The following is a 25,650-nucleotide window of genomic DNA, read 5'->3' as shown; positions in this document are numbered from 1 at the left end:
GAGGCGCCTCAGAAGTTGTGGGTCGCGGTGACGTAGACCAGGCGCCCCGGCAGGACTTCCACCAGTTGCTGGCTGGCGTAATCGCCGTACAGCGCGCGGGCGAACAGGTTCTTCACGCCGAGCGTCAGCGACCACTGCCTGTCGCGGTAATAGAGGCTCGCGTCGGTGCGGGCCTGGCCGGGAATCGAGCGGTTTTCGCCGGTGAAGGCAGTGGCCTGATAGCGGGTGCGCGCCCAGATGCCGACGCCGACGCCCCAGCCGCGCAGGGTCTCGCCCTGCAGGTCATAGGTCGTCCACAGGCTGGCGGAGCTTCGCGGCAGCTGGCTGATGTTGCCCTCGGTCGGCAACTGATTGGCGTACGTGTAGCTGGCGATGATGTTCCAGCCCGGCATCAGGCGCCCGGTCAGGTCCATTTCGAAGCCGCGGCTCACGACGCCCGGCACCAGGAAGGAAAAGCCCGGATTCGTCGGATCGCTCATCGCCACGTTGTACTTGGCGGCGCGGTACACCGCCAGCGTCCCCGTGAGGCGGTCATCGAGCAGGTTCAGCTTGACGCCGGCTTCCACCGAACGGCCGGTCTGCGGCGGCATGGGCTCGGCCCTGCCGAGGTCGCGCCTGATATTGGATTGCGGCGAAAAGCTGCGCAGCGCGTTGGCGTAGATCCCCACCACATCGGTAAGCTGGTACACGAAGCCGATGCCGGGCGACCAGGCGTCCACCGAAGGCTGCAGGCTGGACCAGGCCTGGCCGTGGTTGATGCTCGCCAGGACGGTGAGCCTGTCCCATTTCAGCTGATCCTGCAGATAAAAGACGTTCTGGTAAGTGCGTTCCGAATAGGTAAAAGACGGCTGCGGAGTAACCACCTGGCTCAGCGGCGGCAGATCGGACATCGGGAATGCCCCGAACGCCATGCCTCCGTAACCGCCGTTCACCGAAGTCCACGCAGTCGTATAGGCAAAGCCGGCCAGCATCGTATGCCGGACCGGGCCGGTGGCGAACCGGGCCTTGAGGCTGTTGTCGAGATTGAAGGAACGCACGCTGGTGCGGCTGGCAACGCCGGTGTACACCGCCAGGGGATCGGACGTGCCCATGTCGGCGGGGAAAGCCGTGTAGGCCGAGTTGATCGAGCTGTCGGCGATATAGCGCGCCTTGCTCTGCAGGGTCAGCCCGGGTGTCAGCTGTTGCTTGAGGTCGTAGTACGCCGAGGTGCTGTTGACGGACATGTGGTCGTCCGCGCGGCCCGACAGCCCGGTGAGCGGCGCCGGGCCGCTCAACAGGGGGAAGGTATAGCTGGGGGGCGGCTGCCGCCCCGTATGCTGCTCGAAACCCACCGCCAGGTCGGTGCCGCCGCTGCGCCAGCCGATCGACGGCGCCACATAGAAATCGCGCTTGCCGTCGTGGCCGATGAAATCGCGGCTGTTGCGCTCGCCCGAGACGACGAAGCGGTAGATCAGCTTCTTGTCCTCCGAGAATGCGCCGGCCAGGTCGAGCCCGCCCATCAGGTTGCCGTACGAGCCGGTCTGCAGGGTCGCTTCGCGCACGGGCTCCGCCTGCGGACGCTTGACGTTGATGTTGACGATGCCGCCGGGATCCGATGCGCCCGCCAGGATGGCGCTCGCTCCCTTCAGGACTTCGACGCTCGAGAGCGCGATCGCCGGCAGCGACAGCGCGGTATCCGCGCGCGCGAGACTTATGCCGCCATTGACGCTGACCGCCGCCGTCATGCCGCGGATGTACGGCGTGCCGCCGATGCTGTCGGCGCCCGCGTTCGAGATCGACACACCGCTGACGTTGCGCAATGCGTCGCCGACGGACTGCACCTGCTGGCTTTTCAGCACGTCCTCCGTCACGACCTGGACCGACTGCGGAATTTCCGCGATCGGCGTGTCGGTGCGCGTGGCCGTCGAGGTCGCCACCGCGACGAAACCCGAATCCGATGGCGCGCTGCTGTCGGTGACGGTGATGGTCGGCAGCACGCTGGCGCCCGCGCCGGAGGCCGGCTCCTTGCGCGCGGGCGGCAACGCGCGGATCACGTAGGTCTTCTCGTCCTGCTGCTGCGCCGTCAGCCCGCTGCCCTGCAGCAGCCGGTCGAGCGCCTGCGGCACGGTCATCACGCCGGAAACGGCCGGCGCGGCGCGGCCGGCGACCAGATTGTCGAGCGCCAGGATATTGACGCCGCGTTCCCGCGCAAGCTGCGACAACGCCGTCGACAACGGCTGGGCCTGCATGTTGATCGCCGTCTGCGCGCACAGGCTGGCGCTCGCCACGGCCAGGGCCGCGCCCAGCGCATGGCACGCCCGCGTTTTCTGATTCCATCTGAAAGGCATGAGCAGTTTTCCCTTTGTCTTCGTTTTTCCGCCATTGCGCTTCGCTGCCGGCAAGCACGCGCCCTTACCTCTAAAGCCGATCAGGCAGCCGCGGCGGTACCGTCCGAGCCCGGAAATCTTTTTGATCGGAAAACGAGAGCGATAGGCGTGACCTATGAAACGGGCAGCGCGCAAGGCGGCGGGGAAATGCGGGACAAGTGCGGGACAAGTGGCGGGACAAGTGAGGTGCGCGCTTCCCGATTCTTGGTACCATCCAGCCCCAGGGCGCGCCCGCGAGCCAGCCGGCGCCCCTTTCCATCCACGAGCAATGCCACGGAGGTCATGCTGTGAAATTCACCAAGGTGCTGGCAGCGATGGCCTGCCTGGCGGCGGCGGCCTGCACCACCACGCCCGCGCCCATGCCGGGCAATGGCCGGCAGATGTCCACCTACGACACCGACACCGAGTACACGGTGGAGTACGTCGCCGACGGCTTCACGCTGATGGTCAACCATCGCTATTCCGGCTTCACGGTGCGCACCGGCACCGCGGAGTCGGCATGCAGGGCCATGCTCGCGAGCGTGGCGAACAACCTCGCCGAGCGCCGGCAGCGCCAGATCGAGCCGATCGACGCGCAGCGCGTCAGGCTCGCCACCAGCCGCAACTGGTACGGCAGGATGGCGACATGCTCGGCCACCGCGCCGGTCGCCTGGAAGCGCTGATGCGCTGATGCGCTGACACGCTCGCCGCCGCGCCGATGCGTCCATGCGCGCCGGCGCGACGGCGGGCGCCCTTCCCGCCCCGCTTTCACCTCCTCTCCGCGTCCTTCCACGCGTCCTTTCCCGCGCCTTTCCCCGCACGCCGGTCCGCCAAAGGCATGGCGGCGCGAACCGTTGACAGTCTCCCGTCTGCCGTGCCCTTCCTTAGGCTTACGGCGTTCGATCCATTGAATCGCCGCGGCCCGCGTACCAGACTGGCATCACACGACAAGTAAAGCGACGGGCCGCGATTCCAGCCGCCCGCAGAGACACGACGAACCGGCCGGCGCACGCCCGGCACGCGTTCGCTGATTGCCACGCAACCGGGGAACAGCATGCAGACCGCCATCACATAACCGGCGCCACGCCGGTATCGCAGGATTGCCGCGCCCGCGCCTTGCGCGCGCCACGCCGGTCCCAGCCACAACAAGAACAAAGGAAGCGGCCATGGATGCTTGTCCATTCCCTGGCGCGGCGAGCTGTTGCCTTTTTCCGCGCGGTTGCCTCGCGCTGCTTGCCATATGTGCCTCACTGGCAGCAGCCCCGGCGCGCGCGGATGATGCCGTGCCTCCAGTCATCGCAGCGCCCGCGGCGGAGCTGCCCACGGCATCGCCGCCGGCCGCGCCGGTGGATTCGCCGCAAGCCTGGCCGCAGGTCTGGCTAAACCCGGGCCTGCTCTCCTACCACTTCAAGCGCGCGGCGCACTACAACGCGTACAACTGGGGGTTCGGCGCCGACGTGCGCGTCAGCGAGGACTTCACCTTGTCCGCCGGCGAGTACCGCAACAGCGTGCGCCGCCACTCGACCTACGCCACGGTGGCCTGGCAGCCGCTGCATCTGGGGCCGCTGCGGATCGGCGCCACGGCCGGCGCGATACGCGGCTATCCCGACGTCAACAACGGCGGCTGGTCGCCGATGGCGGCGCCGGTGATCGGCATCGAGTACGGCCGCGTGGGCGCGACCCTGATCTACGTGCCGACGATCAGGGGCAAGGTCGACGGCTGCATCTCCCTGCAGATCCGGATACGGGTCTGGTAGGCGCGGGCGGGGCGCCGCCCGCGATGTTCCCGCGCCGCGCCGGCGTTACGTAACGCGTAACGCCGGCGCGGCACGGCGCGCGCGCGCCCGCCGCGCCGCCGTGCCCGTCCGCGGCCTTGTCCCGTTCCCCGCAAACCCTTGCGCGGCGCGGCTTGCGGCCTGGCCGCGGGCGCGCGGCGAGGCCCGCCCGCGCGCCCGCGGACGCCGCGCCGCGCCGGTGGCACGGCGATTGCGCATGCATGACGGCAGAACGTCGTGCGCCGGCTTCCCGGCCGGCCGCCGACGGCAAAACGGGAACCCCATATGTCCAGCAGAGACACCGGGGAGCGGGAATGGCGAGCTTGCATCAATGAGACATCCAATGGCATCGATTTTCAGCAGCGAGGAGCTGGACGCATATTTCTCGTCATACGCCGGCATGGAGGGCGGGAACATCGGTGCGGCGATCTGGCTTTGCGACAAGGAGCCGCATCTGCTGGCCGCGGGCGCGGCGGTGGCGCCCGCGCATGAGCCGCCGGCATGGGACGCGGCCTTCCGCGAGCGCCATCGCCACGACATGCCGCGCTGGCAGACGCACCAGCGCCTGGCCCGCATCATGGCGGCCACGCGCGCGGCCACCTTGCGCGAGACGATACCGGCCCTGGACTGGCATGCGTATTTCGAGCGGCATCTCTACGCGCCCGGCGGCTGGGAATTCAAGCTCAACCTCTACCCGCTGCCCAAGCCGCAGCACATGGACCTCTCGCAGATCGAGACCTTCCGGCGCAATCCCTACCTGAGCCCGAACTGGCGCTACGTGGATTTCTGCCGCCAGGGCGGGCGCTTCCGCTTCATCGCCGAGCTGCGCCGCCGCATGCGGCCCAAGGTGATCCTGTGCACGGGACAGGCCGAGGAAGAGGAATTCCTGCTGGCGCTCGGCTTCCAGGGCGTGCCCTGCTCGGAGCATCGCCTGCAGCCGGCCGACCTGGTGAAGACGCTGCGCGTGTACTCGCACGAAGGCACGCGCCTGGTGATCTGCCCGAAGGTGGGCGGCCCCACCGGCATCAACTCCGACACCCTGCTCGACGCGATGGGCGCCTTCCTGTCGGTATGGCTCGACGCCGCCGACTTTGCCGATGCACGCGAGATGCGCGAGATGCGCGAAACGCAGGAAACGCACGACGTGCGCGGAATGCGCGGGATGCGCGGCGAACTGACCGAGCGCGACAGCCGCGCGTCGTGGCGCGCCGCGACGCGCGGCGCGGAGATCGCCACGGGCGCCGCGCCGGCCTGAACGTGCCCGGCGCGCGTGATGCGAGAACGCGGTGAAAAAAAACGCCGCATGCAGAAGCATGCGGCGCTACGGAAGGAGGGCCAAGGGATGGACCCTCATCGGGAATACCACCCCCGGGGAGAGAGCGGTACGAAGCTACTGTAGCCAGTAGAACGGTCCCGACCAATCAGCCGCTTCCGAACAGGTATCCAGAAATTTCCGCAAATCCGCCGCGCGGGCGGTGGCCGTGACGGCTACCGCCCGCGCCGGCGCGCCGGCGCGCGCCTCACGCCGCCAGGACCTGCGCCTCCAGCATGCTGGCGATGGCCGCTTCGAGCGTCACCAGCGCGGCCGTCTTGGGCAGGCAGCAGCAGATGCCGTAGCCCATTTCCGGCGGCGGCATGTGCAGCCACATATTGTCCGAGAGCAGCAGCACGCGCTGCGTCGGCAGCATGCTGCGCAACTGGCGCAGCATGCGCCAGCCGCTGGTCACGTCCTGCGGCATGCCGAAGACCAGCAGCTCGGCCTCGCTGATGGCGCCGGCGTGCCCCGGCAGCTCGTCCGGGTCCACGCTTTCCACGCGCGCGACGCCGGGCATGGCCTCGAGCATGCGGCTCAGGCCCAGCCGCAGCAGCGCGCATTCGTCGATCACCACCGCGCGCACGGGCGCCGCGTCGTGCGCGGCCCTCTGCGGCCGCACGCCCTGCCACTGCGGCCGGGCCGAGGCGAGCCCGCGCGGGATGATGCTGTCGACGTTGGCGCGTGCGGTGAGTGCCATATCCATGATTGCTCCTCTGCTCTGTGCTCTGTGATCCGGATGGCGCCAGCGGCGGACGCCCGATGATGCAGAGAGATCGCAAGGCACATGCCAGACGCCGGCGCCGGTTCCGCCGGCCCGGCCGGACGCGCGGCGCCGCCCGCAAACCCTTGCCTGGCAAGGATCTGCGGGAATCGGAAAATCTGGGATGACGGGATGGCGCGCATGGCGGCGCGTTCCCGCGTGTTACGCGTCACGTAACGTGTTCCGCCGCGCGTTACCGGCGCGCTACCGGCTCGCTGCCGCGGCGAAACGCCGCACCGGCACGCCCGGCCACGCCGGCAGGCGCGCGGCGCGCAAAAAAAACCGCCCGGCAACGCGGGCGGTCCCTGGCGCCGGCGCGGGTCAGACCAGCGTGACGCGGCCCTCGACCATGCGGAACTGGCCGCCCGGCTTGTCTTCCATGATCTTCAGCGACTTCTGGCCGATATGCGCGACCACCCCGCCGTGGATGCGCCGGCTCACCTCGATCACCGCGTCGGGCGCCGGGTGCAGTTGCTCGGCCAGCTTCGCCAGCCGCGCGTCCAGCCCGATGGCGTCCCGCGTCAGCTTGAACAGGGTGGCGCGCGCCTTCTCGCGCAGGTCGCCGGAAGCCTTCTCCGGATGCTTGGCGAAGAAGCTGACCAACTGCTGCACCTTGGCCTGCTCGGCGTCGATCTGGCGGCGCTGCGCCTCGACCTCGGCCTTTTCCGCCTCGGCATAGGGATTGGTGCCGACCTGCACGACGGTGGCGGTGCCGGCGGTCGCGCCGAGCGTGGCGGTGCGCACGATCGTCTTGGCGCGGATGCGCCCGCCGGTGATGTTGCCCTGCCCGCCCTTGGGGCCGGCGAACACGGCATTTCCGGCGGCCACCTCGCTCTGGCGGATGCCGCTTTCCACGGTGACGTCGGTGCCGGCCTCGACCACCGCGCTCTCGATGAAGCGCGCGTGCAGCCGGCCCTTGCAGCGCACGCTCGCCAGCGCCGCCGCGCCGTCGCCGGCCGGGTGCGGGCCTTCGGCCTTGCCGATGATGCCGCCCTTGACCACCACGTCGCCGCCCGCCTCCACGTGGGCGGCCTCGATGGTGCCGCTGACGATGACGTCGCCGGTCACGCGCACCGTCATGCCGGTCTTGATGTCGCCGTTGACGCGCAGGGTGCCGTCGAAGGTGACGTTGCCCGAATGCATGTCCACCGCTTCCACGTCCACCACCGGGCTGACCGACACGCCGTGCGGCAGCAGCGCGGGCGAGCCGGAGATGGCCGCCAGCATCACCTGCGGATCGGCGGGGTCTGGCACCACGCCGGTCAGGCCGTCGGCGTAGGGCGGGTCTTCCGCCTCGGGCGCCGGCACGACCTTGCCGAACACGTCGAGACCGTCCGTGCCCTGGCGCGCCGGGATGCGGCGCATCAGCGGCGTGCCCGGGTTGACCAGCAGCAGCGTGCCGAGATCGCGCAGGTCGATGCGACCGCTGTCGTCTTCTTCCACCAGCGGCTTGCGCGGCGCCAGCAGGCTCTCGAAGCGCGCCGGCGTGCCGGGCAGCGGCGCGCGCCCGGCGGCGATCTCGAGGCCCTCGCAGGCGCCCGCCTCGAAGGCGCCGCGCAGCGCGGCGGCGTCGACCTCGGCCACGATGCCGCGCTCGGCCAGCGCCGCGCGCACCGCGTCGCGCGTCACGTCGCGCCCGCCCTGCGCCGGCAGCAGGTTGAGCCGCACGCTCAGGCTGTCGGCGCTGACGTCGATCTCGAAATAGCCGTCCGTCACCTCGCCGATCAGCGCTTCCACCGGCGCGCCTTCGGTGGCGCGCTGGCATTGCGAGAGAAAATTGCCGACCGTGGCGGTGTCCAGCCGGGCACCGCGCCAGCCGGCCGCGGCCAGCGCTTCCTCGAGCGCGGCGCGGTCCGGCGGCATCCGGCCCGGCACCGCGGCAAAGGCGGCGTGCACATGCCGCGTGGCCTCGTCGAGGCGGATCCGCAGGCCGCTTTCCGCCGCGCCTTCCGCCGCGCCTTCCACCGCATTCTCCGCTGTGTTTTCCGCTGTGTTTTGCGTTGCGCCATCCGCGGCGCTGACTGGGTGTTCTCCCCGGCTTTCCATTCCGTCTTTCCCCCGATGGATCGTTGGCGGGCGCGCGGTCCAGACCGCCGCGCCCTGCGCAATCCCGCCCCGCCCCCGCCTCGCGGCGAGGAAGCCTCTGCTGGCCAAATTCGCCAATTTGGCCATGTTGGCCGTGCGCGGCGGGCATGCGATTGATGGCAGGCACTGCGCGCTGCTGATCTATGTTCTTTCTAGCGCGCACTACACCAACGGCTGTTTCGGGGAAAACTTGAGCCTCGCGGCCGGGCAAAAGGTAAACTCCTGCCCATTCGCGCAACGCCGCACCGCAACAAAAAGGGGAAGACCAGATGATCGTGCGAGACCGCCCATCGGGACTCAGGCTGTTCCTGGTCCTGCGAGGCTCGATCCTGTCGCGCATCTGGCGCGTGCTGCTGGTGAACCTGCTGCTCGCCGTGGCCGTCACCGTCACCCACGGCGCCTTCTTCCAGCACAAGGTCACGCTCACGGCCATCCCGTTCTCGCTGATCGGGCTGCCGCTGGCCATTTTCCTGGGCTTTCGCAATACCGCCGCCTACGACCGCTTCTGGGAAGGGCGCAAGCTGTGGGGCGAGCTGGTGGTGCGCAGCCAGGACCTCGCGCGGCAGTGCATGAGCCTGCTCGGCGACGCCGCGCCGGGCCATGCGCCGGCCGAGCCCGGCGCGGTGCGCCGGCGCATGCTGCTGCGCGCCATCGCCTTCGCCTGCGCGCTGCGCAACCGCCTGCGCGGCAACCGCGCCGATGCCGGCATCGACCGCGCGTGGCTGGCCGACGCCGAGCACGAGGCGCTCGCCGGCAGCACCAACGCCCCGGCCCTGCTGATGATGCGCATGGGCGAGGATCTGGGCCAGTGCGTGCGGCAGCGGCGCGTGGACCCGTGCCTGGCGGTGGCGATCGACGGCACGCTGTCGGCCATGACCGCCACCGCGGTGGCCTGCGACCGCATCCGCAATACGCCGATCCCGTTCTCGTACACGCTGCTGCTGCACCGCACCGCCTATCTCTACTGCTTCCTGCTGCCGTTCGGGCTGGTCGACACCACCGGCTTCCTCACGCCGATCGTGGTCGGGCTGGTGGCCTACACGTTCTTCGGCCTCGACGCGCTCGGCGACGAGCTGGAAGAGCCGTTCGGCACCTCGCCCAACGACCTGCCGCTCGACGCGATGTGCCGCGCCATCGAGATCACGATCAAGGAAGCGCTCGGCGAAACCGACCTGCCGCCGCCGCTGGCGCCGGTGGACTACTGCCTGCTGTAGGCGCGCCGCCGCCAGCGGCGCCGGCGTCACTCCGCCCGGGCGCGGGCGACTTTCGGTAAACTGCCGCTTTGGCGCCGACGGCGCCCACCCCGTTTTTCCAGGTTCCCCAGATGGCCCAGAAGTCCCCGGCGTCGAAGACGCCCGCCGCAGCGGCGGCCAGCCCGCACGAAATCCGTCCCGGCCAGTCCGTCGAGCTGCTCAAGGCGCTGCACATCCTCACGCGCGACGGCAAGATGAACCAGGACAGCCGCCGCAAGCTCAAGCAGGTCTACCACCTGTTCCAGTTCATCGAGCCGCTGCTGCAGGACCTCAAGCAGGACCATCCCGACGTGACGCTGGTGGACCACGGCGCGGGCAAGTCCTACCTGGGCTTCATCCTGTACGACCTGTTCTTCAAGGACCATCTCGACGGCTCGCGCATCTACGGCATCGAGACGCGCGAGGAACTGGTGCGCACCTCGCAGGAACTGGCCGCGCGGCTGGGCTTCGCGGGCATGTCCTTCCTCAACCTGTCGGTGGCGGACTCGATCGCCTCGCCGCAGTTGCCGGCCACCATCGACATCGTCACCGCGCTGCATGCGTGCAACACGGCCACCGACGACGCCATCCGCTTCGCGCTGGAAAAGCACGCGAAGTACATCGTGGTGGTGCCCTGCTGCCAGGCCGAGGTGGCCGGCGTGCTGCGCAGGAACAAGGCGCGCGCGCTGGCCAGCCCGCTTACCGAGATCTGGCGCCACCCGCTGCACACGCGCGAGTTCGGCAGCCAGGTCACCAACGTGCTGCGCTGCCTGCAACTGGAAGCGCACGGCTACCAGGTCAGCGTGACCGAGCTGGTGGGCTGGGAGCACTCGATGAAGAACGAGCTCATCATCGCGCAGTACAAGGACCTGCCGCGCCGCCGGCCCGCCGAGCGCCTCAACGAGGTGCTGAAAACGCTGGGGCTGGAGGAAATGTCGGGGCGCTTCTATACCGGCGAGCACGGCGAGGATGCCTGCGCGGTGGCGCAGTGACGAACTGACGCGCCGCGCCCGGCTCAGTCGCGCATCAGCGCCTGCCAGCCGGCCAGGCCGAGCCGGCGCATGGTCTGCTCGTTGCGCTCGTAGATGTCCGCCGCGTCCGGGAAGGCCGCCACCGCGCGCGCGATGCTGGCTTCGCGCAGCAGGTGCAGGATCGGATAGGGCGCGCGGTTGGTGTAGTTCTCGATGTCGTCCGGCCCGTTCCCCTCGAACTGGTAGTGCGGATGGAAGCTGGCGATCTGCAGCGTGCCGGCCAGCCGCAGGCTCTTGAGCAGGCGCTCGGCGAAATACAGCATGTCGTTGTAGTCGAGGAAGTCCGCCAGCGCGTGCGGCAGGATCAGCAGCGTGGTGTCGATCTCGGCCGGGTCGGCCTCGGCCAGCAGCTTCAGTTCGGCCTCCAGGTCCGCCATCACGCCTTCGGCGTCGGTGGCGCCGCTGACCGCGTAGCGGATCTGCCGCTTCACGTGCACGGACTTGGCGAACGGGCACAGGTTGAGGCCGATCACGGCGCGCTCCAGCCATTGCCGGGTGGCGTGCAGGACGGTTTCGGTGGACGGCGGGGCAGAAGTCATGACGATGGCTGGCGGCGCGAAACCGCCATTCTAGCGCCGGCCCCGCGCGCCGCCGCTCAGCGGCGCTGCCCCTGGATCTGCCTGGCCAGCGCGTCGGCCTGGCGCATGGCCGACTCGCGCTCGGCCGCGCTCAGCTTGCCGCAGACGTATTCGAGATTGGCGGTGTCGAGGTCGGTCACATGGCGGTCGCCGGACAGCAGGATCACCTTGCGCCACGCGCAGGCGCGCACGCGGTCTTTCTCCAGCCCGAGGCAGCCGGACTGCAGGCAATACGACAGGTTGCGCTGGGACAGGAAGTCGCCGCGCATGGCCTTGTCCTGCAGCCCCTGCGCGGTTTCCTGCGCGAACGCGGGCGGCGCGGCGCAGAGCAGGCCGAACGCGAGGCTCGCCAGCAGGCGGCGCGTGGCAAGGCGCGTGGCAAGGCGGAAGGCCGGGGCGGGCAGCGGCGTGGTCATGGCGGTGCGCGTGGATGCGCGTATCGATGAAGTCGAGGGCCGGATCTTATCAGCCGCCGGCGGAGATGGCGCCCTATATAATCCGTTCCGCCCTCCCCCGCCGCCCGTCCCCGGATTCCCACATGCCCGCACCCGCCGTCTCCCCCTCCTCCGCCAGCGTCGCCGTGATCGGCGGCGGCCCCGCGGGCCTGATGGCGGCCGAGGCGCTGGCCGCGCGCGGCTGGCGCGTGGACGTGTACGACGCCATGCCCTCGGTGGGCCGCAAGTTCCTGATGGCCGGGCGCGGCGGCATGAACCTCACGCACTCGGAAGCGGCCGAGCCGTTCCTCGCGCGCTACGGCAGCCGCGGCACGCGGATCGCGCCGCTGCTGGCCGGCTTCGATGCGCAGGCGCTGCGCGCATGGGTGCACGGCCTGGGCATCGAGACCTTCGTCGGCAGCTCGGGCCGCGTCTTCCCGACCGACATGAAGGCCGCGCCGCTGCTGCGCGCGTGGCTGCACCGCCTGCGCGAGGCCGGCGTGCGCTTCCATATGCGGCATCGCTGGCTCGGCTGGGCGGACGAGGCGACGGACAACGTGACTGACAACGCGGCGAACGAACTGCGCTTCGCCACGCCCGAGGGCGAACTGCGCGTGCACGCGGCGGCGACAGTGCTGGCGCTCGGCGGCGGCAGTTGGGCGCGGCTCGGCTCGGACGGCGCGTGGGTGCCGCTGCTGGCCGCGCGCGGCGTCGAGGTGGCGCCGCTGCGCCCCGCCAACTGCGGCTTCGACGTGGCCTGGAGCGAGCACTTCGGCACGCGCTTCGCGGGGCAGCCGGTCAAGGCCGTGGCGATCGGCCTGCGCGACCGCGACGGCCACCGGCACGATCGCCAGGGCGAGTTCGTCGTCACCGCGGGCGGCATCGAAGGCAGCCTGGTCTATGCGCTCAGCGCGCCGATGCGCGACCTGCTGGAAAGCACCGGCGAAGCCGTGATCGAGCTCGACCTCGCGCCCGGCCTGAGCGCGCAGCGCGTGGCCGAGGCGGTGCTGCGCCCGCGCGGCGCGCGCTCGCTGTCGAGCCATCTGCAGAGCCGGCTCGGCATCACCGGCGTCAAGGCCGGGCTGCTGCGCGAATGCCTGCCGAAGGAAGAGTTCGCCGATCCGGCGCGGCTGGCCGCCGCGCTCAAGGCGCTGCCGCTGCGCCTGCTGCGCGCGCGCCCGCTCGACGAGGTCATCAGCAGCGCGGGCGGCGTCACGTTCGAGGCGCTGGACGCGCAACTGATGCTGCGCGCCGTGCCGGGCGTGTTCTGCGCCGGCGAGATGCTGGACTGGGAAGCGCCCACCGGCGGCTACCTGCTGACCGCCTGCTTCGCCAGCGGGCGCGCGGCCGGGCTGGGCGCCGCCGCGTGGCTGGCGCGCGCGGCCTGAGCCGGCGCCGCGCGTTCAGGCGCCGTTGACGATGCTCAGCGCCACGGCCTCGGCCACCTCGATGCCGTCGATGGCCGCCGAGTAGATGCCGCCCGCGTAGCCGGCGCCTTCGCCGGCCGGGTACAGGCCCGCCACGTTGATGCTCTGGTAGCTGTCGTCGCGGCGGATGCGCAGCGGCGACGAAGTGCGCGTCTCCACGCCGGTCAGCACCGCGTCGTGCATGGCAAAACCGGCGATCTTCTTGTCGAGCTCGGGCAGCGCCTCGCGGATGGCCTCGGTCACGTACTCGGGCAGCGCGGTGGACAGGTCGGTCGGCGTGACGCCCGGCTTGTACGACGGCTCGACCGAGCCGAGCGCGGTCGAAGGCCGGCGCGCGATGAAGTCGCCGACCAGTTGCGCCGGCGCGTTGTAGTTGCTGCCGCCCAGCTCGAAGGCGCGCGCTTCCCAGTGGCGCTGGAACGCGATGCCCGCGAGCGGGCCGCCGGGATAGTCCTCGGGCGTGATGCCGACCACGATGCCGGCATTGGCGTTGCGCTCGGCGCGGTAATACTGGCTCATGCCGTTGGTGACCACGCGGCCCGGCTCGGACGCCGCCGCCACCACGGTGCCGCCCGGGCACATGCAGAAGCTGTAGACCGCGCGCCCGTTGCTGGCGTGGTGCACCACCTTGTAGTCGGCCGCGCCGAGCAGCTTGTTGCCGGCGAACTTGCCGAAGCGGCTGCGGTTGATCAGGCCCTGCGGGTGCTCGATGCGAAAGCCCAGCGAGAACGGCTTGGCTTCCATGAACACGCCGCGGTCGTGCAACACCTGGAACGTGTCGCGCGCGCTGTGGCCCACGGCCAGCACCACGTGGTCGGCTTCGAGGTATTCGCCGCCGTGCAGCCGGAGGCCGCGCAGCTTGCCGTTGTCGATGTCGAAATCGTCGACGCGCGTCTCGAAGCGGATCTCGCCGCCCAGCGCGAAGATCTCGGCGCGCATCTTCTCCACCATGCTGACCAGCCGGAAGGTGCCGATGTGCGGGCGCGCGAGATAAAGGATGTCTTCCGGCGCGCCGGCCTTGACGAACTCGTCCAGCACCTTGCGCCCGAGATGGCGCGGGTCCTTGATCTGGCTGTACAGCTTGCCGTCCGAGAAGGTGCCGGCGCCGCCCTCGCCGAACTGCACGTTCGACTCGGGGTTCAGCACGCTCTTGCGCCACAGGCCGAAGGTGTCCTTGGTGCGCTCGCGCACTTCCTTGCCGCGCTCCAGGATGATGGGGCGGAAACCCATCTGCGCCAGGATCAGCCCGGCCAGCAGCCCGCACGGGCCCATGCCGATCACCACCGGGCGCAGCCGGGTGCCTTGCGCCGGCGCCTGCGCCACGAAGCGGTAGGCCATGTCCGGCGTCACGCTCCAGTTGGGCTTGCCCGCCATGCGCCGGATCGCCGCGGCCTCGTCCCTGACCTCGATGTCGATGATGTAGGTGAGCTTGATGTCGGAGCGCTTGCGCGCGTCGTGCGCGCGGCGGAACACGGTGAACCCGACCAGGCCATCGGCCTTGACGCCGAGCTCGGCCAGGCGTGCGCGCACCACGGCCTCGAGATCGCTCTCGGCATGGTCGAGCGGGAGTTTGACTTCACTTAGACGTAGCATGGGAACCTGGAATTCTGCGGCCGGTGGGTCGGCCCCGCGTGGGGCGTGGACTGCACTCTGGTTGAGCGTCGGGCTGGCCGGACCGCAATTTTATAGTTTTTCGGCCCCGGCCCCGCATTCTTCGCCCCGCGGCGGCGAAATTATGAGATCTTCCGCACCCCGGCGGCGAACTCAGCGACGGCGGCCACTCCCATGACAGCAAGGAACACCATGATCGACGGACTAGTCAGCGGCCGCCTGCACGGCCACGCCAGCGAACGCAGCGGCCAGGGCGGCAGCCTGTTCGTCACCGCCCGGCTCAAGGCCACGGCCGGCGACGGCGATACCGTGATCGTCAACGTGATCGCGTTTGCCGACAAGGTGCGCGCCGCGCTGCTGGCGCTCGAGGACGGCGAATCGGTGGCGCTGTCGGGCAGCCTCACGCCCAAGGTCTGGACCGACAAGAACGGCGACACGCGCCCGGCGCTGGACATGGTCGCGCACGGCCTGCTGAGCGCCCGCGACGCGCAGCCCTGAGCGCCGCCAGGGCCGCCGCCTACGGCTGCGCCGCCTGCAGCAGGGAGGCGAAGCGCGCCAGGTCCACGTTGCCGCCCGAGACCACCACGCCGACGCGCTTGCCGCCGACGTCGATCCGCCGGGAAAACACCGCCGCCGCGCCCAGGCAGCCGGTCGGCTCGACCACCATCTTCATGCGGCCGGCGAAGAACGCCATCGCCTCGACCAGCTCGGCGTCGCTGACCGTCACCACGTCGTCCACGAGGCTGCGCAGCACCGGGAAGGTGAGGTTGCCGAGGTGCTGGGTCTGGGCGCCGTCGGCCAGCGTCTCCGGCGTGTCGATATGGACGATCTTGCCGCTGCGCAGGCTGCGCTGGCCGTCGTTGCCGGCTTCCGGCTCGACGCCGATCACCTGGCAGTCCGGGTTGAGCGCGCGCGCGGCCACGGCGCAGCCGGACAGCAGCCCGCCGCCGCCGAGCGGGGTGATCAGCACATCGAGCGGGCCGGCCTGCTCGAACAGCTCCTTGGCGGCCGTGCCCTGCCCGGCCATCACGTGCGGGTGGTCGTACGGCGGGATCAGGGTCAGGCCCTGCTCTTCCGCCAGGCGCCGGCCGATGGCTTCGCGGTCCTCGGTATAGCGGTCGTACAGCACCACTTCGCCTCCGTAGCCGCGCGTGGCGGCGATCTTGATGGCCGGGGCGTCCTGCGGCATCACGATGACCGCGCGCACGCCGAACAGCCGCGCCGACAGCGCGATGGCCTGCGCGTGGTTGCCCGAGGAAAACGCGATCACGCCCGCCTTGCGCTGCGCCGGCGTGAACTGCGCGATGGCGTTGTAGCCGCCACGGAACTTGAACGCGCCCATGCGCTGGAAGTTCTCGCACTTGAAGAACAGCTCGGCGCCGCTGTTCGCATCGGCATAGGTGGAGGTCATCACCGGCGTGCGGTGGGCCACGCCCTCCAGCCGCCGGTGGGCCGCGGCCACGTCGTCATAGGAAATTGCCAGTTCGCTCATTTGTGTTGCTCTCCGTGAAAACATTGCGATGCGCTGGCCGGCGCGGCCAGGGACAGCCAGCGCGGCCACGGCCGCGCGGCGGGCGCGTGCAGGCGCAGCGTGGCGGCGCGCGTGGCCAGCACCTCCACCCAGCCCGCGGGCAGCACCACCATGCTGCCGGCGGCGAGGCGCTGCGGCTGCCGCCACACCGTGCCGGCCAGCCAGCGCGGCGCGCCGGACACGGCAAGCTCGCCCTCCAGCACGTGCAGCGTGGTGCCGGCTTTGGCATGGAACCGTAGCACACGGCTGGTTTCGAGGTCGAGCATCTGCGCCTGCGGCGCGGCGGCCGGCGTGGCCGGCATCACCGTCATCACCGGCGCGGTCGATTTCATGAGATCGGAAGGATCGGAACGGTAGCCCGGCATGGTGCGGCTCCTGCGGTATGGACAGGGCTCCAGACTATCGGCCGGCGCCGGGACGAAACAGGCACACGCCCGCGCGGGGCGGACCATAACAGAACACATGCAGGCCATCTGTTACGATACAGAACCCCCGCATCTGTATCTGTTGCGCAGGCCGCCGCCGCGCCACCATGCCGCATGGATTCCGCCCCGCTCTACCGCCAGCTCGCGCAGCACTACCGCCATGCCATCGAGGCCGGCACGCTCAAGCCGGGCGACCGCGTGCCGTCGGTGCGCACGCTGATGGAGCTGCACGGCGTGAGCCTGTCCACCGCGTTGCAGGCCTGCCGGCAGATGGAAAGCGACGGGCTGCTCGAAGCGCGGCCGCGCTCGGGCTACTTCGTGCGGCCCCCGGCGCGCGCGCCGCACAAGCCGCTGGCGCCGATCGCCGAGCCGGCGGCCACGCTGCCGGACCCGGCGCAGTACGTCGGCATCCATGAGCGCATCTCGGCCATCACCGCGCGCGGGCGCCAGCGCCCGGTGGCGGTGAATTTCGCCGGCGCCTGCGCCGCGCCCTCGCTCTACCCGGCGCAAGCGCTGCGCGACGCGGCGGCGCGCGCGCTGCGGCGCCACCCGCAGTTGTTCGGCACGGCCGCCGATGCCGGCGGGCACCCCGCCTTCCGCGCGGTGCTGGCGCGGCACGCGCTGCTGTCGCGCATCACGGTGGCGCCCGAGGACATCCTCGTCACGCACGGCTGCACGGAGGCGCTCAACCTCGCGCTGCGCGCGGTGGCGCGCCCCGGCGACGTGATCGCGGTGGAATCGCCGACCTACTACGGCCTGCTGCAGATCCTGGAGAGCCTGGGCATGCGCGCGCTGGAGATCCCCAGCAGCCCGCAGACCGGCATCTCGCTCGAGGCGCTGGAACTGGCCGCGCAGACCTACGACAACATCCGCGCCGTGGTGGTGGTGCCCAACCTGCAGAACCCGCTCGGCTGCATCATGCCGGACGACAACAAGGCCCGGCTGGTGGCGTGGTGCGCGCAGCGGGACATCGCGCTGGTCGAGGACGACTGCTTCTCCGCGCTGGCCGACGGCGACACGCCGCCCGCGGCGCTCAAGTCATGGGACCGCGACGGCGGCGTGATCCACTGCGCCTCGCTGCACAAGACGCTCGCGCCCGGCATGCGGCTGGGCTGGATCGCGGCGGGCCGCTGGCAGGCGCGCGTGGAAATGCTCAAGTACAGCCAGTCGCGCCCCAACGAGCTGCTGGCGCAGATGGCGCTGGCGGACTACATGGGCTCGGGCGCGTTCGAGCGCCACCTGCGGCGCCTGCGCGAGCAGTTGCGCGGCCAGCGCGCGCAGGTGGCGCAGACGATCGCAGCCGATTTCCCGGCCGGCACGCGCGCCTCCGATCCGCACGGCGGCCTGCACCTGTGGGTGGAGCTGCCCGGGCCGGTATCGTCCGAGGCCGTGTTCGACGAAGCCCTGAAGGCTGGCATCCGCGTGGTGCCGGGCGTGATGTTCTCCAATTCCAACCGCTTCGACCATTTCCTGCGCCTGAACTGCGGCATGCCGTTCTCGCCCGAGATCGAGCGCGCGCTGCGCGAACTGGCCGCGGTGGCGGCGCGGCTGGCCGGCAAGCCGCCGCGCGGCGCCCGCGCCGGAGCGCGCGCGGCGGGCTGACGCCCGCGCGCGGCGTGCCGGCTCAGGCACCGCGCCGTGCTTTTCGCACCGCCGATCCGGCCGTTCATCGCAGCGCGCTGGGCACGCCGGGCGGCGCGCGGCATGCTGGCAAGGCTTGTCGAAGGCGGCAGGCCGCTCACCAGGAGAAACCGATGCAGCTCCCATTCCTCCCTCTCGCCGCGTGCAAGGACGCCGCCGCGCCGCGCCCGTGCGCCTTGCGCCGCGCCGGCCAGGCCCATCGCCAGCCGGCGCGCGCCGAGGCCGGCCACGCCCGCCCCGGCCCGGGCGCGCGGGACGAAGGAGAAGCCACGAACACGCCGCATGACGCAGCGCAAAGCGCGGCGACCCCGGGCGCCGCTACCATGCCTGCTGTTTCCGAGCCAGGCACCCGCGACATGACCGCCCTCGCCCTCCAGCCCCCGATGCGCGACAAGCTCGACGAGTTGCGCGCGCTGGCTTCCCATCTGACCGCCGGCTCGCTGCTGCAGGCCGCCACGCTGCAACTGATCGCCGAGCAGGAAAAAGCGCCGCGCCGCACCGCGCCGGCGCGCATCGCCGAACTCTCGCCGCAGGCCTGAACCTGCCCCTCCGCGGGAGGGGGTGCCGCGCGCGCGTCGGTTTTTACGCCACACATCTCCCCATTTTCCGCCGCGCTGCCCTATGCTATCGCCGTTGCGCGCATGGCGGCGCCCCGCCGGAGAGCGGGACGCCCGGGCCGGCCGGCCCGGCGCGCCAACGGGAAAGGGAGAGAACACATTGACGGCCATCACCGACGCGGCGCGCATCGACGCCGAATACCAGACTTTGTTCCAGCTCGCGCCGGTTTCGCTGTGGCTTGAAGACTTCAGCGCGGTGCGCGAGCATTTCCAGGTGCTGCGGGCGCGCGGCGTCACCGACCTGCGCAGCCACCTGCGCCGGCATCCGCAGGACGTGGCGCACTGCTCCGCGCTGATCCGCGTGCTGGACGTCAACAAGCGCACGCTGGACCTGTTCCGCGCCTCCGACCTCGCCGACCTGGTCGGCAATCTCGACACCGTGTTCCGCGACGACATGTTCGACCAGCACGTCGAGGAGCTGGGCCAACTGTGGGACGGCAGCACGCATTTCTCCAGCCAGACCGTCAACTACACGCTCGAGGGCAAGCGCCTGGACATCCGCCTCGAGGCGACCGTCATGCCGGGCCACGAGGACACCTGGGACCGCGTGCTGCTGTCGATCGAGGACATCACGGTGCGCACCGCCACCGAGCGCGAACTGCGCCGCAGCGAGCAGTACGCGCTGGGCCTGTTCGAGCATTCGCCGGTGTCGCTGTGGGTGGAGGACTTCAGCGCGGTCAAGCTGCTGCTGGACGAAGTGCGCGGCGCGGGCATCACGGATTTCCGCACCTTCCTCAACGTGCATCCGGACTTCATCTCGCGCTGCATGCAGGAAATCCGCGTGCTCGACGTCAACCAGCAGACGCTGCTGATGTTCAACGCCACCTCCAAGGCCGAGCTGCTGTCGCGCCTGGGCGACGTGTTCCGCGACAACATGCGCTTCCAGTTCGCCGAGCAGCTGGTCGACCTGTGGAACGAGAAGCTGTGGCAGCAGCGCGAGGTCGTCAACTACGCGCTCGACGGCCGGGCGGTGGACGTGTTCATGCAATGGTCGGTCTTTCCGGGCCACGAGTCGGACTGGGACCAGGTGCTGGTCTCGCTGACCGACATCACCGCGCGCAAGAAGGCCGAGGCCTACGTGGAATTCCTCGGCAAGCACGACGTGCTGACCAAGCTCTACAACCGCGCCTACTACGAGGACGAGCTCGCGCGCCTGGGCCGCAAGGGACCGTGGCCGGTCAGCGTGATCGCGGTGGACCTCAACGGCCTCAAGCAGGTCAACGACCAGCTCGGCCACGGCGACGGCGACGCGCTGCTGCGCCGCGCCGGCGAGGCGCTCAAGAAGGCCGTGGGCGACCAGATGTGCGTGGCGCGCGTGGGCGGCGACGAGTTCATGGTGCTGCTGCCGGGACGCGACGAGCGCGGCGTGGCCGCCGTGGTGGAGCAGATCCACCAGGTGGTGGAGCTGAACAACCAGTTCTATCCCGGCACCGCGCTGAGCCTGTCGATCGGCACCGCGACCTGCGGCATCGACGAGCGCCTGAGCGACACCATCAAGCTCGCCGACTCGCGCATGTACCAGGCCAAGCGCGCCCACTACGAAGAACTCGACGACGAGCGCGGGCGCCGGCGGCGCTAAGACGCCTGCCGCGCGCGTGGCGCGGCGGACGGCGCGGAAGTGAAAAGGGCCGGCTTGCGCCGGCCCTTTTCACTGGAAAAACGCGCCGCGCTCAGATGTAGATGATCAGCGCCACGCCGGCCGCGATCAGGCCGAACTTGACCACGTAGTACGCCTGGCGGTTCCAGGCCTTGAAGCGGCGGCGGTACTGCCCGCCCAGCCAGACGATGCGGAACAGCCGGTTGATCATGCCGGTCTGGTCGCTTTCCTCGTTGGGCGAGCTGGCCGCGGTCATGACCTTGCGGCCCATCCAGTGGTTGAACCCGGCGGCCCAGCGGTAGCGCATCGGACGCTCGATGTCGCAGAACAGGATCAGCCGGTTGCTGTCGCTCTTGTTCTCGGCCCAGTGCAGGTAGGTCTCGTCGAACACCACGCCCAGGCCGTCACGCCAGCTGTGGCGCTCGCCGTCGACCTCGATGAAGCAGCGGTCGTCGTTGGGCGTGGCCAGCCCGAGGTGGTAGCGCAGCGAGCCCGCGAACGGGTCGCGGTGCGGGTTGAGCTTGCCGCCGGGCGGCAGCTCGGCGAACATCGCGGCCTTCACGCTGGGCAGGCCGCGCAGCAATTCCACCGTGCGCGGGCACAGGACCTCGGCCGACGGATGGCGCGCCTCGTACCACTTGAGGTAGAAACGCTTCCAGCCGTACTTGAAGAACGAGTTGAAGCCGGCATCGTCGTTCTTCTCCGCGGCCTTGATCTTGCGCATGGCGGCCAGCGCCAGCCCTTCATCGCGGATCTGCGGCCACGCGGCGCGGATCGTCTCGAGCTCGGGGAAGCGTTCGACCGGGATGTAGGGCGTGCGCGGCACGCCCGAGAACATGTACATGAAGCAGTTGATCGGCGCCACCAGCGCCGAATGATCCAGCAACTGGCGCCAGATGCGCAGCCTTACCTTGCCGCGGAAATGCACGTACAGGATCGCTCCCAGGTACGCCGCGACGATTATCCACTTGATCACCCGAAAATCCTCCAAATCAGCAGCATCGAACACCGTTGCGCTCGCGGGCAACGGGACAGCATCGGGGGCGCGAAAACCCGTAGTGTAGCGAAACGCAGGGCGCCCTGCTAAATGAGATCGCGGGCGCACAGCGCGCCGGCGCGCGGCCGGCGGCCACCCGCGTATTGCCGGTGCTGCCGCTCAGGTGTTGCCGCGGGACTGGCGGGCGATGCGGCTGATCAGCGCGGTGGCGTCCTCGGACTGGCCTCGCAGCGCGAGCAGGCGCGCATTGAGCACCATGTTCTCGAGCACCAGCTTGGCGGTGGACGCCCACATGGTGGCCAGCAGGTCGCCGACCGGCATGCCGGCGGACTCCATCGCGTGCGAGCGCTGCGCCACCAGCCGGCAGGCCAGACTGCGCAGCGTGGCGTCGTCGAAGGGCAGGTCGGCGTAGTCGATCGGGTCTTCCTTCTCGACTTCGACCATCAGTTGCATCAGCATCTCTTCGGTCATCGGCAAGCTCCCCGGGAAAGACGGGCGTGGCCGGCCGGCGCCTCGCGCCGCGGCAGCCCTGCCAATGACGCTAATCCTCGGCCCGGGCCTTGTCAATGCGGCGGGCTGCCGACACGCGCAAAAAGGCGACGGCCGGCCGCCGCGCCGCAACATCCGCCGCGACATCCGATGACTCAGGGAAAGCGATAGCGAAGTCCCATCGTCCGGCACTGAACAAAGGGAGTAAGCTCGGGTCTCATCAGCTCACTCACCAACACTAGCGTTCAATGACCAAACGTTTGTTGTCAGCCATGCGCCAATACGCATGGTTCGGCGGTGTCAAGCACCATGTGGTCCAAGGCGTGGAAGCGCTGGCGACCTTGCTCAAATCTCCCGCAGTCGCGGCCCGCGCAGTGGCCGCCATCGTCGCGGAAACCGAACAGGGCGTGCAGGTGTGGGTGTCCTACTTCGGCAAGCCGATGGATCCGCATACCACCTATGTCTTCTGGCCGACCCGCGCGCTCAAGCCCGCGCGGCGGCGCGTCGCCGCGATACCCCTGCCGCCGCACCGGCGCGACCGCGAGTAGGCGGCCGCCGGCAGCGCCAGCCGGATGCCGTAGCGCCGCATGGCGAACGGCCGGTGCCGGGTTCGGGAAAATCCGGCATCATCCGAACCTTCCCTTCCTTCCTGTTCCCTCCCGATATTCGGTTCCCGGCATGGCCCGCCGGATATTTCGCGCCGGATATTTCGCATCCGACTGCGGCACCCTGGTCGCCTGTCCCGCCTTTCCCTTACCCCGCCATCGCGTGCCCGTTCAGGCGTCGGCCCAGCGGCGCAGCAGGTTGTGATACACGCCGGTCAGTCCGACCACGGCGGGCTCCTTGTGGCTCAGGGCTTGCGCCACGCGCTGGATCTGCGAGTCCAGCTCGAACAGCACCGAGCGCTGGCCATCGTCGCGCACCATGCTCTGGATCCAGAAGAACGACGACACGCGCGCCCCGCGCGTGACCGGGCTGACGTGGTGCAGGCTGGTCGCCGGGTACAGCACCATGTGGCCGGCCGGCAGCTTCACGCGCTGCTGCCCGTAGGTATCCTCCACCACCAGTTCGCCGCCGTCGTAGTCCTCGAGCGCGGTCAGGAACAGCGTGGCGGAAAGGTCGCTGCGAATGCGGAAATTGGTGCCGCGCAGATGGCGGATGGCATTGTCGACATGATTGTCGAAGGCCTGCCCGCCCTCGTAGCGGTTGAACAGCGGCGGATAGACCTTGAGCGGCAAGGCCGCGGAGAAGAACAGCGGGTTGGCGGCCAGCGCGTCCTGGATCAGGTCGCCGACCTGCCGTGCCGCGGGCGAGCCCTCGGGCAACTGCATGTTGCGCTTGGCGAGCGCCGACTGATGCCCGGAAGTGACGTTGCCGTCGACCCACTCCGCCGCGTCCATCAACGCACGGCATTCGGCCACCTGGGCCGGCGTCAGCACATCGGGGATATGCAGCATCATGATTTCAGTTACCTCGGCAAGATAATGTATGGGTCGTGGGACAAACAGGCGAGCGCCGATTGTATGAGAAAGGTCCACGATGCTCAAATAGGAATCATTTCCAGAGAGAACCTGCTTGACCTGGAGCAAGTCGGATAGGATGTCTCTCATCCAGTGACGGGCACCGCCCTGCCCCGCGGACGCGGCGATGAACCTCGCGGGCGCCAGCCATCTCTAACCGTTATCGCCCGGCACACGCCGGGCAGCCTACCGCCCGACCGAACGCATCATGCACCGCGCTCCGCTCCGCCTCTTGCTGGCCTTGCCGCTGTTGTTGCTGGGAGCCTGCGTCGCCTTCGACAGCGACTATGACTACTCCCCATACGGCCCCTACGATGCCTACGGCGCCTACGATCCCTATGCGTTCTACGGCCCCGGCGCCGCCTACCCGCCCGCGTGGTACGGCTACGGCGGCTATGGATATGGGGATGGATACGGCTACGACTATCCGCTGCCGTTCTATGGCGGGTTCTATGGCGGCGGCGCCGTCTTCTATGGCTACCGCTCCCACGGCTATGGTGGCTATGGTGGCTATGGCGGCTATGGCGGCTACTACCGCGGCGGCGCGCCCCACGCCTGGTATCGCTATCACGGCGCCTATCCGTATCGCGGCGGTTATGGCTACCGGGGCGGTTATCCCGCTCGCCCGGGCGCCGGCCACGGCTACTACCGCGGCGGCGGCTGGGGCGGCGGACGGCATGGCGCCGGCGGCCGCGGTGGTGGTGGCGGCGGCGGCCGGGGCGGACGGCGCTGAGACCGCGCCTCGCCGGCATGCGCGCGCACGGCGGCACGCACGACAGCGCGCGCCAAGCCACCGCCAGCCGCGCGGCGCGTTCGCGCCGGCGGCGCCTGCCGTCAGTGCCCCGATCCGGCCAGCGGCGAACGCCGCCGGCCTAGCTCTCGGCGCGGCCGACCAGCTGGTCGACGAGCCGGTAGCCGGCAATGAATGCCGCTTCCTCCGCGGCATGCCGGGTCGCATAGGGCGGGCCCTGCGCCGACGAGCGCTCGGTGTCTCCCGCATCGGAAGGGTCCGCGCCTTCCTGCGCGACCCGCACTTCGTATCGCCACTTCCCTGCCCCGCCCAGCGTCGCGATGCCCGCGCCCTGTTCTTCCTCCTGCCCGGAGACCAGCACGTAGACATCCATGCCGCGATAGGCTTCGACACGCCAGTCCGAATGGTTCATGACATCCTCCTGCGTTGCCCGTGGCCGGGCGCGGCCACCCGCGCCGCGCCACCCGATCCAGCCTAGCCCGCATGCCGCGCGCCCGCAAGCCGGCGCCCGCCTACACGGGACCGCGGCGCGGATACGGCGAGGCCCGCCACGGACCGGCGGGATCGTCGATGCAGGCGCGCGCGAATGCCATGTGGCGCGCGAAGCCGGCATCCGGGCCGGCCCACATGGCGCGCCCGAGCAGGTAGCCCGCCACCACCTGCTCCCACGACGCATAGTGCGCGAACGCCTGCGCCGCCGCGCGCTCGATCACGGCCCAGGCCTGCGCGTCGGTCTGCATGCCGCAGTCGTGGGCCATGCGCGCGAGATGGATGGCGCGGCTCATGTCCCACGCCAGCACGCCGCGCGCGAGATCCTGCCCCGAGGCGATGAAGCGCGCCGCGCGCAGGCCCGGCAGCGCGCGCTCGAGATGGTCGACGCACAGCGCCAGGCGCACCGGATCGAACAACTGGTCGAGCCGCACGATCTCGCGCTCGCGCGCGGCGCGCGGCACCTTGAACAGGATGCGGCAGACCTGCGGGTACAGGGCGCGATGCCCTTCCTCGAGCAGCCACGCCAGCGTGCCGCGCGCCTCGCCGGCGGTATGGATATGCCAGTCGTCGGCGAGCGCGTTGGCCTGCGCGCGCGCATCGGCGCCGGTGGCCAGCGCATGCGCATTGCCGCACGGGCCGCCGTCGTGCAGCAGGCCGAGCAGCAAGCCGTGCGCGCGCTCGGCCGCGCCTGGCATGGCCGCCGCGCGGCGGACCGCGCCGCCCTTGCCGGCCGGCAGCCGGCACGCGGGCATGGGCGGCGGCGCGCACGCGGCGCGGCGTTGGTGCCGCGCTGCACGGGCCAGCCCGGCAAGCAGCAGGACGGAGACGAACCAGGGTAAAGCCCGCATCGTGGAAGCCCTCGGAGAAGCGTTCGGAGAAAACGATCGGAGAAAGCGATCGCGGCCGCGCGCGGCCGGAAAAAAACCGACCACGCCGCGTTGCGGCGATCGGCGCGTACCATGTGCGCACCGGACCGAGATTAGCGGCGGCAAGAACG

The 25,650-nt window shown here is 70.2% G+C and carries 25 protein-coding genes; 12 read left to right on the top strand and 13 right to left on the bottom strand.

The features are described from left to right. Nucleotides 1–8: 8 nt before the first annotated feature. Nucleotides 9–2,501: a TonB-dependent siderophore receptor gene (locus ACWTPI_RS06010; protein WP_454740807.1), complete on the bottom strand. Its 2,493-nt coding sequence runs from the start codon at nucleotides 2,499–2,501 to the stop codon at nucleotides 9–11. A gap of 152 nt (nucleotides 2,502–2,653) precedes the next feature. Between ACWTPI_RS06010 and ACWTPI_RS06005 the strand changes: the two genes are divergently transcribed. The 3 genes from ACWTPI_RS06005 to ACWTPI_RS05995 all read left to right on the top strand — a co-directional run bounded on the left by ACWTPI_RS06005 (nucleotide 2,654) and on the right by ACWTPI_RS05995 (nucleotide 5,375). Next, complete coding sequence (locus ACWTPI_RS06005) at nucleotides 2,654–3,028, top strand: hypothetical protein (RefSeq protein WP_020202991.1); 375 nt, start codon at nucleotides 2,654–2,656, stop codon at nucleotides 3,026–3,028. Nucleotides 3,029–3,628: 600 nt separating this feature from the next. Next, complete coding sequence (locus ACWTPI_RS06000; protein WP_454731193.1) at nucleotides 3,629–4,102, top strand: hypothetical protein; 474 nt, start codon at nucleotides 3,629–3,631, stop codon at nucleotides 4,100–4,102. A gap of 361 nt (nucleotides 4,103–4,463) precedes the next feature. Next, nucleotides 4,464–5,375 (top strand): transcriptional regulator, encoded by a 912-nt coding sequence (locus ACWTPI_RS05995; RefSeq protein ID WP_454731192.1) that lies wholly within the window; start codon nucleotides 4,464–4,466, stop codon nucleotides 5,373–5,375. A gap of 265 nt (nucleotides 5,376–5,640) precedes the next feature. Here ACWTPI_RS05995 and ACWTPI_RS05990 read toward each other — a convergent pair whose 3' ends face one another. After that, nucleotides 5,641–6,138: a response regulator gene (locus ACWTPI_RS05990; protein ID WP_020423776.1), complete on the bottom strand. Its 498-nt coding sequence runs from the start codon at nucleotides 6,136–6,138 to the stop codon at nucleotides 5,641–5,643. 378 nt (nucleotides 6,139–6,516) lie between these two features. Then, nucleotides 6,517–8,160 (bottom strand): DUF342 domain-containing protein, encoded by a 1,644-nt coding sequence (locus tag ACWTPI_RS05985; RefSeq protein WP_454731191.1) that lies wholly within the window; start codon nucleotides 8,158–8,160, stop codon nucleotides 6,517–6,519. A 389-nt stretch (nucleotides 8,161–8,549) separates the two neighbouring features. Here ACWTPI_RS05985 and ACWTPI_RS05980 point away from each other — a divergent pair, with 389 nt between their 5' ends. Together ACWTPI_RS05980 and ACWTPI_RS05975 are read left to right on the top strand one after the other, a co-directional pair. Next, nucleotides 8,550–9,494, top strand: coding sequence for a bestrophin family protein (locus ACWTPI_RS05980; RefSeq protein WP_454731190.1), 945 nt, complete (start codon nucleotides 8,550–8,552; stop codon nucleotides 9,492–9,494). 110 nt (nucleotides 9,495–9,604) lie between these two features. Further along, nucleotides 9,605–10,504, top strand: a complete 900-nt coding sequence (locus ACWTPI_RS05975) for a class I SAM-dependent methyltransferase (protein WP_454731189.1) — start codon at nucleotides 9,605–9,607, stop codon at nucleotides 10,502–10,504. A gap of 23 nt (nucleotides 10,505–10,527) precedes the next feature. On the opposite strand, the gene ACWTPI_RS05970 is transcribed toward ACWTPI_RS05975, so the two are convergent. Both ACWTPI_RS05970 and ACWTPI_RS05965 read right to left on the bottom strand, forming a co-directional pair. Beyond that, on the bottom strand, nucleotides 10,528–11,082 hold the full coding sequence (locus tag ACWTPI_RS05970; RefSeq protein ID WP_454731188.1) for a DUF1415 domain-containing protein: 555 nt from the start codon (nucleotides 11,080–11,082) through the stop codon (nucleotides 10,528–10,530). 56 nt (nucleotides 11,083–11,138) lie between these two features. Then, nucleotides 11,139–11,537 (bottom strand): hypothetical protein, encoded by a 399-nt coding sequence (locus ACWTPI_RS05965; RefSeq protein WP_454731187.1) that lies wholly within the window; start codon nucleotides 11,535–11,537, stop codon nucleotides 11,139–11,141. Between the two features lie 122 nt (nucleotides 11,538–11,659). Between ACWTPI_RS05965 and ACWTPI_RS05960 the strand changes: the two genes are divergently transcribed. Further along, nucleotides 11,660–12,943, top strand: coding sequence for a TIGR03862 family flavoprotein (locus ACWTPI_RS05960; RefSeq protein ID WP_454731186.1), 1,284 nt, complete (start codon nucleotides 11,660–11,662; stop codon nucleotides 12,941–12,943). A 15-nt stretch (nucleotides 12,944–12,958) separates the two neighbouring features. Here the strand turns inward: ACWTPI_RS05960 and ACWTPI_RS05955 are convergent, their stop codons facing one another. Continuing rightward, on the bottom strand, nucleotides 12,959–14,575 hold the full coding sequence (locus tag ACWTPI_RS05955; protein WP_454731185.1) for an NAD(P)/FAD-dependent oxidoreductase: 1,617 nt from the start codon (nucleotides 14,573–14,575) through the stop codon (nucleotides 12,959–12,961). Between the two features lie 210 nt (nucleotides 14,576–14,785). Between ACWTPI_RS05955 and ACWTPI_RS05950 the strand changes: the two genes are divergently transcribed. Then, on the top strand, nucleotides 14,786–15,091 hold the full coding sequence (locus tag ACWTPI_RS05950; protein WP_020202980.1) for a single-stranded DNA-binding protein: 306 nt from the start codon (nucleotides 14,786–14,788) through the stop codon (nucleotides 15,089–15,091). Between the two features lie 19 nt (nucleotides 15,092–15,110). On the opposite strand, the gene ACWTPI_RS05945 is transcribed toward ACWTPI_RS05950, so the two are convergent. Beyond that, a complete protein-coding gene (locus ACWTPI_RS05945; RefSeq protein WP_454731184.1) occupies nucleotides 15,111–16,085 on the bottom strand; it encodes a threo-3-hydroxy-L-aspartate ammonia-lyase in 975 nt (324 codons plus the stop codon). Continuing rightward, entirely contained in the window at nucleotides 16,082–16,489 is a 408-nt protein-coding gene (locus tag ACWTPI_RS05940; protein WP_454731183.1) for a hypothetical protein, read from the bottom strand. Before ACWTPI_RS05940 ends, ACWTPI_RS05945 begins: the two co-directional genes overlap by 4 nt. Before the next feature lie 174 nt (nucleotides 16,490–16,663). Between ACWTPI_RS05940 and ACWTPI_RS05935 the strand changes: the two genes are divergently transcribed. The 3 genes from ACWTPI_RS05935 (at nucleotide 16,664) to ACWTPI_RS05925 (ending at nucleotide 20,386) form a co-directional block, all read left to right on the top strand. Continuing rightward, on the top strand, nucleotides 16,664–18,151 hold the full coding sequence (locus ACWTPI_RS05935) for an aminotransferase-like domain-containing protein (RefSeq protein WP_454731182.1): 1,488 nt from the start codon (nucleotides 16,664–16,666) through the stop codon (nucleotides 18,149–18,151). Between the two features lie 395 nt (nucleotides 18,152–18,546). Further along, nucleotides 18,547–18,729, top strand: coding sequence for a hypothetical protein (locus tag ACWTPI_RS05930; protein WP_020205039.1), 183 nt, complete (start codon nucleotides 18,547–18,549; stop codon nucleotides 18,727–18,729). 82 nt (nucleotides 18,730–18,811) lie between these two features. Continuing rightward, nucleotides 18,812–20,386 (top strand): GGDEF domain-containing protein, encoded by a 1,575-nt coding sequence (locus ACWTPI_RS05925; RefSeq protein WP_082079650.1) that lies wholly within the window; start codon nucleotides 18,812–18,814, stop codon nucleotides 20,384–20,386. 91 nt (nucleotides 20,387–20,477) lie between these two features. On the opposite strand, the gene lpxO is transcribed toward ACWTPI_RS05925, so the two are convergent. Together lpxO and ACWTPI_RS05915 are read right to left on the bottom strand one after the other, a co-directional pair. Further along, nucleotides 20,478–21,380, bottom strand: coding sequence for a lipid A hydroxylase LpxO (gene lpxO / locus ACWTPI_RS05920; RefSeq protein WP_020205037.1), 903 nt, complete (start codon nucleotides 21,378–21,380; stop codon nucleotides 20,478–20,480). Between the two features lie 180 nt (nucleotides 21,381–21,560). Then, nucleotides 21,561–21,872: a hypothetical protein gene (locus ACWTPI_RS05915; protein WP_454731181.1), complete on the bottom strand. Its 312-nt coding sequence runs from the start codon at nucleotides 21,870–21,872 to the stop codon at nucleotides 21,561–21,563. A 266-nt stretch (nucleotides 21,873–22,138) separates the two neighbouring features. On the opposite strand from ACWTPI_RS05915, the gene ACWTPI_RS05910 reads away from it, so the two are divergent. Further along, nucleotides 22,139–22,438 carry a hypothetical protein gene (locus ACWTPI_RS05910; RefSeq protein WP_029044031.1) on the top strand — a complete coding sequence of 100 codons (300 nt, stop codon included), beginning with the start codon at nucleotides 22,139–22,141 and terminating at the stop codon, nucleotides 22,436–22,438. A 228-nt stretch (nucleotides 22,439–22,666) separates the two neighbouring features. On the opposite strand, the gene ACWTPI_RS05905 is transcribed toward ACWTPI_RS05910, so the two are convergent. After that, the gene (locus ACWTPI_RS05905) at nucleotides 22,667–23,350 is read right to left on the bottom strand and encodes a Fe2+-dependent dioxygenase (RefSeq protein WP_454731180.1); all 684 of its coding nucleotides are present in this window, start codon (nucleotides 23,348–23,350) and stop codon (nucleotides 22,667–22,669) included. Nucleotides 23,351–23,618: 268 nt separating this feature from the next. On the opposite strand from ACWTPI_RS05905, the gene ACWTPI_RS05900 reads away from it, so the two are divergent. Then, complete coding sequence (locus ACWTPI_RS05900; RefSeq protein WP_454731179.1) at nucleotides 23,619–24,143, top strand: hypothetical protein; 525 nt, start codon at nucleotides 23,619–23,621, stop codon at nucleotides 24,141–24,143. 139 nt (nucleotides 24,144–24,282) lie between these two features. Here ACWTPI_RS05900 and ACWTPI_RS05895 read toward each other — a convergent pair whose 3' ends face one another. Beyond that, entirely contained in the window at nucleotides 24,283–24,573 is a 291-nt protein-coding gene (locus tag ACWTPI_RS05895; protein ID WP_454731178.1) for a hypothetical protein, read from the bottom strand. A gap of 100 nt (nucleotides 24,574–24,673) precedes the next feature. Continuing rightward, nucleotides 24,674–25,405, bottom strand: coding sequence for a DUF1266 domain-containing protein (locus tag ACWTPI_RS05890; RefSeq protein ID WP_454731177.1), 732 nt, complete (start codon nucleotides 25,403–25,405; stop codon nucleotides 24,674–24,676). Between the last annotated feature and the right edge of the window lie 245 nt (nucleotides 25,406–25,650).

It is taken from the genome of Cupriavidus ulmosensis (assembly GCF_977008105.1).
The sequence above is the reverse complement of the archived record's forward strand: the minus strand, read 5'-3'. Positions and strand labels throughout refer to the sequence as shown.